This is a genomic window from Anaerolentibacter hominis (genome assembly GCF_032380675.1).
GTDB classification, from domain to species: domain Bacteria; phylum Bacillota; class Clostridia; order Lachnospirales; family Lachnospiraceae; genus Anaerolentibacter; species Anaerolentibacter hominis.
Genome location: NZ_JAWDIX010000001.1, coordinates 66088 through 78740, shown reverse-complemented (window position 1 = coordinate 78740; position 12653 = coordinate 66088). Strand labels below are relative to the sequence as shown.

General features: G+C 45.2%; 13 protein-coding genes. 6 read left to right on the top strand and 7 right to left on the bottom strand.

What is annotated here, in order from left to right; all coding sequences use genetic code 11:
- Positions 1–274: 274 nt before the first annotated feature.
- Positions 275–1060, top strand: coding sequence for an adaptor protein MecA (locus ABCW47_RS00245; protein WP_343207855.1), 786 nt, complete (start codon positions 275–277; stop codon positions 1058–1060).
- Positions 1061–1192: 132 nt separating this feature from the next.
- Here ABCW47_RS00245 and ABCW47_RS00240 read toward each other — a convergent pair whose 3' ends face one another.
- Positions 1193–1396, bottom strand: coding sequence for a DUF1858 domain-containing protein (locus ABCW47_RS00240; RefSeq protein ID WP_343207854.1), 204 nt, complete (start codon positions 1394–1396; stop codon positions 1193–1195).
- 355 nt (positions 1397–1751) lie between these two features.
- Between ABCW47_RS00240 and rpsL the strand changes: the two genes are divergently transcribed.
- From rpsL to ABCW47_RS00215, 5 genes are all read left to right on the top strand, one after another.
- The gene (rpsL, locus tag ABCW47_RS00235) at positions 1752–2171 is read left to right on the top strand and encodes a 30S ribosomal protein S12 (RefSeq protein ID WP_343207853.1); all 420 of its coding nucleotides are present in this window, start codon (positions 1752–1754) and stop codon (positions 2169–2171) included.
- A 229-nt stretch (positions 2172–2400) separates the two neighbouring features.
- Positions 2401–2871 (top strand): 30S ribosomal protein S7, encoded by a 471-nt coding sequence (gene rpsG / locus ABCW47_RS00230; RefSeq protein WP_343207852.1) that lies wholly within the window; start codon positions 2401–2403, stop codon positions 2869–2871.
- A gap of 156 nt (positions 2872–3027) precedes the next feature.
- Positions 3028–5148: an elongation factor G gene (fusA, locus tag ABCW47_RS00225; protein WP_343207851.1), complete on the top strand. Its 2121-nt coding sequence runs from the start codon at positions 3028–3030 to the stop codon at positions 5146–5148.
- 177 nt (positions 5149–5325) lie between these two features.
- Positions 5326–6519: an elongation factor Tu gene (tuf, locus tag ABCW47_RS00220; protein ID WP_343207850.1), complete on the top strand. Its 1194-nt coding sequence runs from the start codon at positions 5326–5328 to the stop codon at positions 6517–6519.
- 205 nt (positions 6520–6724) lie between these two features.
- The gene (locus ABCW47_RS00215) at positions 6725–6901 is read left to right on the top strand and encodes a DUF4250 domain-containing protein (protein ID WP_343207849.1); all 177 of its coding nucleotides are present in this window, start codon (positions 6725–6727) and stop codon (positions 6899–6901) included.
- Positions 6902–7127: 226 nt separating this feature from the next.
- On the opposite strand, the gene ABCW47_RS00210 is transcribed toward ABCW47_RS00215, so the two are convergent.
- The 6 genes from ABCW47_RS00210 to ABCW47_RS00185 all read right to left on the bottom strand — a co-directional run bounded on the left by ABCW47_RS00210 (position 7128) and on the right by ABCW47_RS00185 (position 12651).
- Positions 7128–8342 carry an ABC transporter substrate-binding protein gene (locus ABCW47_RS00210; RefSeq protein WP_343207848.1) on the bottom strand — a complete coding sequence of 405 codons (1215 nt, stop codon included), beginning with the start codon at positions 8340–8342 and terminating at the stop codon, positions 7128–7130.
- A gap of 231 nt (positions 8343–8573) precedes the next feature.
- The gene (locus ABCW47_RS00205; RefSeq protein WP_343207847.1) at positions 8574–9137 is read right to left on the bottom strand and encodes a hypothetical protein; all 564 of its coding nucleotides are present in this window, start codon (positions 9135–9137) and stop codon (positions 8574–8576) included.
- A gap of 95 nt (positions 9138–9232) precedes the next feature.
- Positions 9233–9733 carry an immunoglobulin domain-containing protein gene (locus ABCW47_RS00200; protein WP_343207846.1) on the bottom strand — a complete coding sequence of 167 codons (501 nt, stop codon included), beginning with the start codon at positions 9731–9733 and terminating at the stop codon, positions 9233–9235.
- On the bottom strand, positions 9717–11492 hold the full coding sequence (locus ABCW47_RS00195; RefSeq protein ID WP_343207845.1) for a peptidase associated/transthyretin-like domain-containing protein: 1776 nt from the start codon (positions 11490–11492) through the stop codon (positions 9717–9719). The genes ABCW47_RS00200 and ABCW47_RS00195 overlap by 17 nt, the downstream gene beginning before the upstream one ends.
- A gap of 50 nt (positions 11493–11542) precedes the next feature.
- Positions 11543–12145, bottom strand: coding sequence for a hypothetical protein (locus ABCW47_RS00190; protein WP_343207844.1), 603 nt, complete (start codon positions 12143–12145; stop codon positions 11543–11545).
- Positions 12142–12651: a hypothetical protein gene (locus ABCW47_RS00185; RefSeq protein ID WP_343207843.1), complete on the bottom strand. Its 510-nt coding sequence runs from the start codon at positions 12649–12651 to the stop codon at positions 12142–12144. The genes ABCW47_RS00190 and ABCW47_RS00185 overlap by 4 nt, the downstream gene beginning before the upstream one ends.
- Positions 12652–12653: the final 2 nt, after the last annotated feature.

Here is a 12653-nt window from a genome sequence, read left to right as displayed (position 1 = left end):
GCATTTCTACAATACTATATTTGATTTTTTAGCAATGTTGTATAGCATATTTATTGTTTTGATTATATTATCCCCGTTTTATAAAGATAATTTATTCTTCCTGACGTGTATGATTTATTATCTTTTTGCGGGTTTCTGCATAAATGTATTAAAAAGGCACTATGATTTCTGCCAGATTTGGCCATCGGCCCTCAGTATTGACTTATAGAAACTTATCCCTTATACTTTGGGTGAAGGCAAGGATAATTGTTTTTGTGAAAAGGGAAGTGATACCATGAAGATAGAAAAAATCAGTGATAATCAGATTCGTTGTACCCTGAACAAAGATGACTTGCTGGGAAGACATCTTCGTCTTAGCGAACTGGCTTACGGTACAGACCGGGCCAAGGAATTATTCCGGGATATGATGCAGCAGGCTGCTGCAGAATTCGGTTTTGAAGCAGAGGATATTCCTCTGATGATCGAGGCAATCCCGGTGTCGGGAGAATGTCTGGTTCTTGTCATTACCAAGATTGAGGACCCGGATGAACTGGATACCCGTTTTTCCAAGTTTACGCAGGATAAACCTACTGAAGAAAAAGAAGAGCCGTCTGCATCCTATGCAGATGAGATACTAAATTGTTTTGAACATATAAATCAGATATTAAACGGTGAAGAAAAAGAAGAGGACGATGATTACTATGATTCGGATTCCGTGATCACGGAACCGTCCGATTCTTCTGATGCACCAGTGGATGGAGAGAGTACAGAATCTAATATTCAGATACATCTGACCAAGATTTATTCCTTCTCCTCCCTGGAAGATATCATTCACCTTGCCGGTGTCATTGTAAACTTCTATCATGGAGTAAACAGTGTCTATAAAGATACCGATTCCTCCGTCTACTATCTGATTGTGGATAAGTCGGACCATACCCCGGAAGAATTTAATAAGATCTGCAACATCATGACCGAATACGGCAGATCTGTTTCCGCCACGTATGCCACATGCGACTACATCCGCGAACACTACGAACCCATAGTGAAGGACAGTGCTCTTCAGGTTCTTTCCGTCATGTAGATGTCTGTAACAGCAGTCCATTTAATTCCGTCTGCGGAATTCTTATTGTAAATAAAAGCCTCCGGGTTATCCCGGAGGCTTTTATTTACAATATGCCGGTTCACCAAGTGTACCGGCGTTTGTTTTTCTGTGCTATTTTGTAGCCAGATATTCATTCAGCTTAGCTACCAGCTCATCTGCCGGAATGCCATGAACCATAGCAGCTTCCTCCACAGACTCCCCCTGTGCTGACGGGCAGCCAATGCAGTGCATTCCCGATGCCATGAGCACCGGAATCAGCCCCTGATCTATTCTAAGAATTTCACCGATCGTCATTTCCTTCGTAATAACAGCCATGTCTGGTTCCTCCTTGTCCAATAATGGAATTACATTTCAATATGGAATTCATTATATTCCTTCTTCTGTGCCCGCGTCAAGTAGTCTCGCCAAACCACTCCATATTTTGTAGTATAGAACAGTTCCCCGCCATATTTTGTGTCTGAATCAAATTACTTTCTTCCTATTTATATGTCAATCATCTCTTCCATTTCGTTAAAAAGCGAAAAAAGGCCGGTAAACACAAGGAAAATATCCCTTGACAATTACCAGAAATGGCTTTATACTCAATAAGCGTGCATTTTATAGGTATACGATATAGGTGCGCCCATTTGTAAATTGCAAAAACATATTTCAATGCAGGAGGTGAAAATTAATGCCAACTTTTAACCAATTAGTCAGAAAAGGTAGAACAACTATCGAAAAGAAATCTACTTCTCCAGCTCTTCAGCATGGATTCAACTCATTGAGAAAGAAACAGACAAATCAGTCTTCTCCTCAGAAGAGAGGCGTTTGTACTGCAGTTAGAACAGCAACCCCTAAGAAGCCTAACTCAGCTCTTAGAAAGATTGCCAGAGTTCGTCTTTCCAACGGTGTGGAAGTTACGAGTTATATCCCTGGTGAAGGCCACAACTTACAGGAGCATAGTGTTGTCCTGATCCGTGGCGGCAGAGTAAAAGACTTACCTGGTACCAGATACCATATCATCAGAGGTACTCTGGATACAGCAGGTGTTGCCAACAGGAGACAGGCCCGTTCCAAATACGGCGCTAAGAGACCGAAAGCAGGTAAATAATAAACCTGGAGTCGGTGATAGGGATTTCACTAATCTGTAAACAGTCATTTCTGATTGTTAAAAGTGCCGGATTAATTTTTACTATTTAGCCTGCGGGTTCAGATATAAATGTTAACCGTGCGCGAACACAGGAGTTCATGTGAGTACCTATGTGTGGAAATGTATTTTTCACACCCGGACTGATCAGTCCGAGACAAGAGAATGAATATTCTTAAAGGAGGGAAGTAACGTGCCACGTAAAGGACATATCCAAAAAAGAGACGTATTAGCAGATCCTTTATACAATAATAAAGTTGTTACAAAGCTCATCAACAATATCATGTTGGATGGCAAAAAGGGTGTTGCTCAGAAAATCGTATACGGAGCATTCGATCAGGTACAGGAGAAAACCGGCAAAGATCCGGTAGAAGTATTTGAAGAAGCAATGAATAATATCATGCCTGTTCTGGAAGTAAAGGCAAGACGTATCGGTGGTGCTACCTATCAGGTTCCGATCGAGGTAAGACCGGAAAGAAGACAGGCTCTGGCACTTCGCTGGATCACACAGTATTCTCGTAAAAGAGGCGAGAAAACTCAGATCGAACGACTTGCAAATGAAATCGTTGATGCATCCAACAATACCGGTGCATCTGTTAAGAAAAAAGAAGATATGCACAAAATGGCAGAGGCAAACAAGGCATTCGCTCATTACCGCTGGTAATCTGTTCAGGCCTTTGTGTCTTTGATTCATGACAAGCAGGCCGGTCTGCCGGAATGTCTTGTCTGCATTTGTTGAAACTTAGTTTCAGCCTATTTGATTTTGCTGCTTCCGGAGACGGACAGCATTTGGTGTATGAATAACAAGGAGGAAAAATCTTTGGCTGGAAGAGAATATCCGTTAGAGAGAACCAGAAACATCGGTATTATGGCACATATCGATGCCGGTAAGACAACTCTTACCGAGCGTATTTTGTACTATACCGGTGTTAACTATAAGATTGGTGATACTCATGAAGGTACTGCTACCATGGACTGGATGGAGCAGGAACAGGAAAGAGGTATCACAATTACTTCAGCGGCTACGACTTGCCATTGGACCATGCAGGAAAACAATCAGCCAAAACCGGGTGCTTTAGAGCATCGTATCAATATTATTGATACTCCTGGACACGTTGACTTTACCGTCGAGGTAGAGCGTTCCCTTCGTGTACTGGACGGCGCTGTGGGTGTTTTCTGTGCTAAAGGCGGTGTGGAGCCTCAGTCTGAAAATGTATGGCGTCAGGCTGATACCTACAACGTACCCAGAATGGCATTCATCAATAAGATGGATATCCTGGGAGCCAATTTCTATGGCGCAGTTGAGCAGATCAGAACAAGATTAGGTAAAAACACTATTATCCTTCAGCTGCCAATCGGCAAAGAGGATGAGTTCAAGGGTATTATCGATCTGTTTGAGATGCAGGCATATATCTACAATGATGAGAAGGGTGAGGATATCTCCATTACCGAGATCCCGGAAGACATGAAGGATGATGCTGAACTTTACAGAACAGAGTTAGTCGAAAAGATCTGTGAATTAGACGATGATTTAATGATGGCTTACCTGGAGGGCGAAGAGCCGTCCGTGGAAGATTTAAAGAAAGCACTTAGAAAAGGTACCTGTGAATGTACAGCCGTGCCTGTTTGCTGCGGTACTGCATACAGAAATAAGGGCGTTCAGAAACTTCTGGATGCAATCCTTGAGTATATGCCTGCTCCTACCGACATCGCTGCTATCAAGGGTGTGGATATGGACGGCAATGAAGTAGAGCGTCACTCTTCTGATGACGAACCGTTTTCCGCACTGGCATTCAAGATTATGACCGACCCGTTTGTAGGAAAACTTGCTTTCTTCCGTGTGTATTCCGGTACTATGAACTCCGGTTCTTATGTACTGAATGCAACAAAGGAGAAAAAAGAACGTGTAGGCCGTATTCTTCAGATGCATGCGAATAAGCGTGCCGAGCTGGATAAAGTTTACGCAGGTGATATCGCTGCCGCAGTAGGGTTTAAACTTACGACTACCGGTGATACTCTCTGTGATGAGCAGCATCCGGTTATCCTGGAGTCCATGGAATTCCCCGAGCCTGTTATCGAACTGGCTATTGAGCCTAAGACCAAGGCCGGCCAGGGCAAGATGGGCGAAGCTCTTGCAAAACTTGCGGAAGAAGATCCTACTTTCCGTGCTCACACAGATACAGAGACCGGTCAGACGATCATTGCCGGTATGGGTGAACTTCATCTGGAGATCATCGTAGACCGTCTTCTTCGTGAATTCAAGGTAGAGGCTAACGTTGGTGCTCCTCAGGTTGCATACAAAGAAACCTTTACAAATCCGGTGGACGTGGACAGCAAATATGCAAGACAGTCTGGTGGACGTGGTCAGTATGGTCACTGTAAAGTTAAATTTGAGCCTATGGACCCCAATGGTGAGGAAACCTTTAAATTCGAATCCACTGTTGTGGGTGGTGCTATTCCGAAGGAATACATCCCTGCTGTCGGCCAGGGTATTGAAGAAGCTACTCAGGCCGGTATTCTTGGCGGATTCCCTGTACTGGGCGTTCATGCGAATGTATACGATGGTTCTTACCATGAGGTCGATTCAAGTGAGATGGCATTTAAGATCGCCGGTTCTATGGCGTTCAAGGATGCAATGAAGAAAGGCAATCCTGTTCTGCTTGAGCCTATCATGCGAGTGGAAGTTACGACTCCGGAAGATTATATGGGCGATGTTATCGGTGATATCAACTCCCGCCGCGGACGTATCGAAGGTATGGATGATATCGGCGGAGGCCGTCTGATCCGTGGTTATGTTCCGCTGGCAGAGATGTTCGGATACGCCACCGACCTGCGTTCCAAGACACAGGGCCGTGGTAACTACTCTATGTTCTTCGAGAAATACGAGCAGGTTCCGAAAAATATTGCAGAGAAGGTTCTGGCTAGCAGACCCGAGAAATAATCAGTATTTACAGGCTTTGCCTGGGATAATAAATACTTGAAAAATATGCTGAGTTGAAATATAATTAGGCATATATGACGATACTGCAAAAAGAGTATCATTTCCAAAAAAAGTAAAATAATAAAAATTATTTTTCCGCAGAATGCGGTACCGACAAGGTAAAGGAGGACTTTAAAAATGGCAAAAGCTAAATTCGAAAGAAATAAGCCACACTGTAATATTGGTACCATCGGCCACGTTGACCATGGTAAAACAACTTTAACAGCTGCTATCACAAAAACCCTGAATGCTAGATTAGGAACTGGCGAAGAAATTGCATTCGACCAGATCGATAAAGCTCCCGAGGAGAGAGAACGTGGTATCACAATCTCTACTGCTCACGTTGAATATGAGACACAGAATCGTCACTATGCTCACGTTGACTGCCCAGGCCATGCCGATTATGTAAAGAACATGATCACCGGTGCAGCTCAGATGGATGGTGCTATCCTGGTTGTTGCAGCTACCGATGGTGTTATGGCTCAGACAAAAGAGCATATCTTACTTTCCCGTCAGGTAGGTGTTCCTTACATCGTAGTATTCATGAACAAATGTGATATGGTAGACGATGAGGAATTACTTGAATTAGTAGAGATGGAGATCAGAGATCTGTTAACAGAGTATGATTTCCCGGGCGATGACACACCTGTTATCCAGGGTTCCGCTCTGAAAGCTCTGGAAGATCCGAGCAGCGAATGGGGCGACAAGATTCTGGAGTTAATGGAAGCTGTTGACAGCTGGATTCCAGATCCGAAGCGTGCTACAGATCAGCCTTTCCTGATGCCTGTAGAGGATGTATTCTCCATCACCGGCCGTGGTACTGTTGCTACCGGTAGAGTTGAGCGTGGTGTCCTTCATGTATCTGAAGAAGTTGAAATCGTTGGTATCAAAGAAGAAACCCGTAAAGTTGTTGTAACCGGTATCGAGATGTTCCGTAAACTTCTGGATGAGGCTCAGGCTGGTGATAATATCGGTGCTCTGCTTCGTGGTGTTCAGAGAAACGAAATCGAAAGAGGACAGGTTCTTGCTCATCCGGGTACCATCAAATGCCATACCAAATTTGCAGCTCAGGTTTACGTACTGACAAAAGACGAGGGTGGCCGTCATACACCTTTCTTTAACAATTACAGACCTCAGTTCTATTTCAGAACAACTGACGTTACCGGTGTTATCACATTACCGGATGGTGTTGAGATGTGTATGCCTGGCGATAACGTTGAAATGTCAATTGAACTGATTCATCCGATCGCTATGGATCAGGGTCTTACTTTCGCTATCCGTGAAGGTGGCCGTACAGTTGGTTCAGGTCGTGTTGCTAGAATTATTGAGTAATAATCAGCTTTAAACTATCACGGTTCCTGGCCTATGGCCAGGAACCGTTTTTATATCCTTGAGTTTTGCGTGTTCGTCAAATCGAAAGGACAGCCAGACACAAAACTTTGTCTTTGTCGTACAATGTTAGCAAAGAGAAACTCCGGGGAAACCATGCCGCCGGCCATCTATATCATCTTCACGCCGCGGCAGACAGGGGGAAATTATGTATATACCAAAAGATCCTATAATGCTGCTCAGTTTCACAAATATGAAGCTGAGGGATCAGTATTCATCATTGGACAAACTTTGCGACGATTTAAAGCTCAACAAAGATGAGCTTCTACAGAAAATGTCTGCAATTGATTATGAATATATACCTGAAATGAATCAGTTTCGTTAAGATTGTTTCTGAAAGATCAAAGAGTGCAAGTCCCTCACTTATGAGGGGCTTGCACTCTTTGCGCGCCGAGCGTGGTCAGCTTAGCTGACTTTCTCTTCTCACGCGAGTGTGCATCCTGCGGAGCATTTTTGTGATATAGGGAACGCAGTTTCCTATATCACAAAGAATAACGCTCTGTCTCGGCTGAGACAGAGCGTTATTTTATTTATAAAGGGCGCTTATCCTTTTATTTTACCAGTTCAAATCCACGTTCTGCCCCGTTCTTGCCGTTCCATTTACAGTAATAGAAGGTCCGTTTGATATTGCGGTCGTCTTCCATTGTAAACGGTCCGCTCATACCGTCGATTCCCGCTTTTCCAACGTCAATCATAGCCTGACGCAGGGTATCGGGATCTGTAGACTGGCATTTGTCAAATGCCTGCATGATCCAGTCTGCGGCCTCATAGGATCGCAGAATAAAGTTGTCAAGGGTAGAATCATATTTATCCTTGACCAGTTTGCTGAAAGCAGCGGTTCTCTCATTATCAGGATCTTCAAAAAAGGTACTTAAGAATACCGCATCTGCTGCTGCGCCTTCTGCCAGCTCCAGAGTTTCCAGCTTATAGGCTGAAGTCGTAATAACCACCTCGATATCCAGTCCCATATCCTTGATCTGCCTCAGGACACTGCTGGCCTCTGTGTACTGTCCCATATAATATACGGCTTCTGCGCCATTCTGCTTGATCTTTGTGATGATAGAAGAAAAGTCCTTGGTCTGGCCCTGTATAAATGATTCGTTGGCTACAACGTCCATTCCCAGATCTTCCGCTTTATTTACAAAGGCATCATCTATCCCGATTCCCCAGTCGTTATTTGAATAAATACCCGCAACCTTCTTCGTGCTCCATGTATTTTGCATATATTCCGCTGCCACTTCTCCTTCATAGGCATTTACATGGGGAAGCCGAAAAGTATAATCATACAGGGCTACATAGTCTGCATGAGAGCAGGTGGGGGATACCGTAATCATCTTTTCTTCATCCGTTACTTCTGCCATGGCGAGCGCACAGGTGGAGCTAAATGGACCGATGATAGCGGCATAGCTGCCGTCTGTAATAATTTTATTTGCAAGGCTCACCGCTTCCTTGGCATCATTTTTGTCGTCGAAGATATCAATAGAAAGCTGTGTCCCACCTCTTGCATTGTATTCTTCCATAAATTCTTTGGCACCACGTTCGAACTGAATCCCATACTGGGAATTGTCTCCCGTCATAGGCCCAACCAGAGCAAGCTTTACTTCCTTAGGCTGTTCTGCATCCATGTTATCTGATTTTTCACTATCTTTGTTTCCGCTTGTCTGACCGGTTTCACCAGGATTTCCGTTATCCTCTTTTTTCGAACAGCCAATAACGCTGCCGCACACTAGTAATAACACAAGAATACAACATATTGCTTTCTTCATACTACTATTCTCCTTTCATCAACCTTTGATATTCCGTCACCACTTGTATGACAAGTTTGTGTTGAGTATTATTATAGCATTTTACTGATAATATTTCAAGTAATACGTCTAATATATTATTGATATACTAATATTATTAAAAAAGGGATTACGCAAGATTTGATCTTGCATAATCCCTTTTCGTGATCCTATTCATGTAGACAACAAGCATTTTATATGTATTTATTGCATTTATGGAGTAGCAGTAACTGCAGTCACCTTCAATATCGTTGTTATGTTATATTCTCCATCTACGATCTTACTGCTGGCCTTAGCCTGACCAAATACCTTAAGGGGCAGTGTGCCTCCTCCTGCCGCTACTTTGCCCAGAAGCATATTCCTAGCTGTTCCGACAACCAGCATATTGGACGCCATTGCATCCGTTAATGTTTTATCAACAGGAGCCAGCGCCAGGTCCACCATTCCCAGCAGCCCTTTCGTATCGGTTACCTCTTCCAGAGTAATATTCACATCACTTGTTGAAAGGTTCTCTATCGTTCCTGTCGCGGATATGATCTCTTTGAATGCCTGCTCGCCTTCTGTACCGATCTGGAAGTTAATGCTTGAAGGAAGCACAACGCTGATCAGATCAGCTCCAGGGGTGCCTACTTTCCCCTCCAGCTTCATTTCACTGCTGCTCTCATTTGTGGTTACTTCTTTGGTTGTCTTATCTGTAGTCTCCTTAGCTAACGCTGTACTTCCCATGGTCAGTGTCAGCACCAGCACTAATATACCACTTAAAACTCTTTTTCTCATTTCAATCCCTCCGTTTGTCTCTTTTCCTTTTTTGCTTATTGTCTCTTTCTTTATCATAAAGGCTTCCCCCGCTTCGGGTGGCTCCCTTCAAGATCTTAATTCTGAACCGTTATCTTGATACCGGCCGATACTTTTCCCAGATAACCATTATCACTGATCCGGTATCCATGAATATATGCGGTACAGGCATATTCTCCCTTTTTCAGCGGTTTCTCAAGTTCCGCCTCCGGGACGTAACTCCCAGGTTCTAAAAGACCTGTTTCGTATATCAAATCGCCGGTATCATCCCGAAATACTTCCAGTTTTGTATATTTATCATTTGACTGCGGATTTTCAAACAGGATGTTTCCCTTTGCCTTTCCATCCTCATAAACCGGATTCGCGTTGATTGTAAAAGCGATCATTTTCTCACTAACCTGCCTGTTCAGCTCCGCTTCGATCTCCTCGTTGCTTTTACCAGGCATTGTCCCTACTACCGCATTTGCTTCCATTTTATCCTCTTGTTTTTTATCCCTCAAAAGATACCACACGACCCCTGCTGTCACAGCCAGCAGCAAGAGGATAATAATAATCAGCCACTTATTGTTCCGTTTCACCGTTGTCTCTTCCATCTCTCTTATTTGTCCCTTCTGTGTATTCTGTCAATTCTTTCCGCTTTCTTTCCCTACGGCTTAGCACAAACAATAACAGGATCACCAGCATGGTTATAAATCCAATTATGATCCACAGCCACAGGACGCTTCCTTCCCGCATCAGTACATAAGAGGAACAATGTTCCAGCTCTATAAGGTAGAAGCCGTCCCCGTCCTGAACTACATTTTCCTTCATCGTATCCAGGGCTCCGCTCTCCGGATTGCTATACAGAAAATTCACCGTATCGCCCTGCCGGAAACCGGCCATATTCTTAACCCTGAGTACTGCTTTCCCAGGCAGGCTTCCATGATGGGAAAAGGTCAGAATCTGTGCTTTTTTCCCTTTTGTCTGCTTCCATACCCTGTCCTCTGCCTCTGGGTTTGGGGTGATAAAAAGATCAATATCTTCCTGTGTCATCATCTTAAGATCTTCCGGTTCAAACTTCCATTCATACCACAAGTCTTCCTCTACTTGCGGATTATAAATACGTACTCTGAGCCCCAATCCTTCGTCAGATACCTTATGGAAGGCTTCCTGCGGAACCAACAGTTCATCTTCTTCCCGGCAATCCGTACATTTCTCCAGTACAATATCAACATGACTGCCATCGTACTGCACGCCAACTTCCAGCCTGTCATGAACGGACCGGTCAAAGAACTCCGGATCGAAGACCACACGTCCCTTCGTTTCCTCTCCCTGTTCAAATAATACGGTTACCGGCATTCTTTTTTCTTTGGACAGTGCCCTCAGATTGTGGGGAATCCACCCATCCGCCACCAGCCCTTCTTCCTCATAGGGTACCCGAATGACAATTCCCTCTTTATAAGAAATCTTAATTGTATTCCTTTTGATTCTTCTATATTCTTCTTCCCGGAATGCTGAAATCCCAATCGGTTTCTTTTTCCCCTTTTCATCCGAAAGATTCAGCTTTAGTCCTGACTGTTTTTCTACCGATGTCCTGACTGTCTCCGCGTCCAATATGACATGGTTTTCCCCTTCCTCCGGGTCCACTCCAATCATCTCTTCCGGCGTCAGCTCCGGGACACCCTCCGGCAGCTCATTATCACCTAAATCTACCGTTGGCTTTTCGAATTTACCGTTCCCGCTGCTATTGCCACTGCTGCTGCCATTCTCTCCTTTGTTTCCGGATTCTCCGCTGCTGCCGTCTTCCTCCGATGTATTTCCGTCATGATCCGTGTTTTCTCCATCGGTCGCCGTATTTCCAGAATCATTGGGGTCGTCCGGGTCATCCGGATTGTCCGGATGATCAGGGTTATCCGGATCTGGCGTGGGGGTAGGTATGATAATCCCCCCTCCGTCTCCGCCGCTGCTGTCTTTGCTCAACAGCACGGTCTTCTCCTCACTTCCCGTCTTCGGGAATGTACACTGAATGGTTTTTTTCTGATATCCAGTCTTTTGGAAAGTCAGCTCATATGTAAGTTCAGGTATGCCTTTTAATTGGGCTTTTCCGCTCGCACCGGTCTTTACAATCTCTTTCCCGCCGCTGCTGATACTAACTCCTTCCAGGACGCCGCCCTTCTCCGAATTCTCCTTTACCGTGATTTCCACACTGGTTTCTTCCCTGACTTCTCCCTTTAGCTCCATGCTTCCTGTTGAACTTCCACTGCCACTTACGGTCTGGCCTCCGGCAGTTATTCCCCGGCTTCCCCCTAACAGGAGCATACAAACAATTGCTCCGATCAGAATTCTTATTCTCCTCATCTCATTATCGCCTTTCCCCGTGGCATTTTCCCTGTCTCATATACCTGATTTCATTCTGTCGGTTCCTGAGGAGGCTCCTCCCTCACCAGCTCTACCTTTAGGGTCGTCTCCACGTGGAATCCATACACCCCTAGCTTTGCATTGGTCGCTCCCTTTCCATAGATACACAGGGTTTCTTCCCTCTCTGCCCCTACTTCCATCACCGGGATGGACAGGGCTTCCCCTTCCGCCGGTACCCGCAGGGCATAGGCTTCCAGGACTTTCTCATTTTCAAAGGTTTCCCCCGCCTTTCTAAGGGCCAGGAAGACGCTCCCGGCTCTTACTTCTGATAACCTCTTCTCCAGGTAAAATCCTTCCGGCCCGTCTATTATCTTTACTCCCGTCACGCTCAGTTTTACCGGCAGGGCGGAATCATTGATGATCTTTGCCTCGGACGGGCTGATCGCCTGGGTCTCCCCCTTTGTCACATCCACCGCTTTATTCGTATCCAGCACAAAGGGCACCTCTGCCGGCAGGGTCACGCTTAGCAGCATCGGCTCGATTGTTATCTCCAGGCTTGTCGTCCCCTCCGATGCCTTTGCTCCCGCCGTACCTATCAATGCAATCAGGATTCCCAGGCCAAACAGAGCCAGCTTTTTCCCTCTTCTTCTCATCTCTGTTCCCCTTCCTCCTTCTCTTCCAGTACCCTTAGGGTGATTCCCACCGTCAGTTTCCCCGCATTCGTATGATCTTCCTCAAACAGGTCGATCTGCACTGTGACCGGCCATTCTCCGGCCTTATACTTCTTCTTCAGCTTTACCTTTTCTATCTGCTCTCCAGGTTTCAGTATCCCTGTGTTCCCTACCAGGTTTCCCTCTTCATCATAGAGGCTTACCCTTGCCTGATAGGCATTTCCCTCCGGATTTTCATACTCCAGGCTGCATTCCTTCTCTCCCTCCCGGATCGTGGGGACCTGGTTCAGAATAATCCGGAAGTTCTCTTTTCCCCTGCTCTCTTCTTTTATGCTTCCCTTTACCGCATCCGTCTCTTTTCTCATGTCAAGACTGGCCTGCAGGCTTTTCGGCAGCTTTATTAAGCCCAGGAGGATTCCCGCTCCCAGTATCAGGAGCAGGCCTCCCAGGATTCCGGCGGCAAGAAGGCGCTTCTTCGTTCTGCTCAACC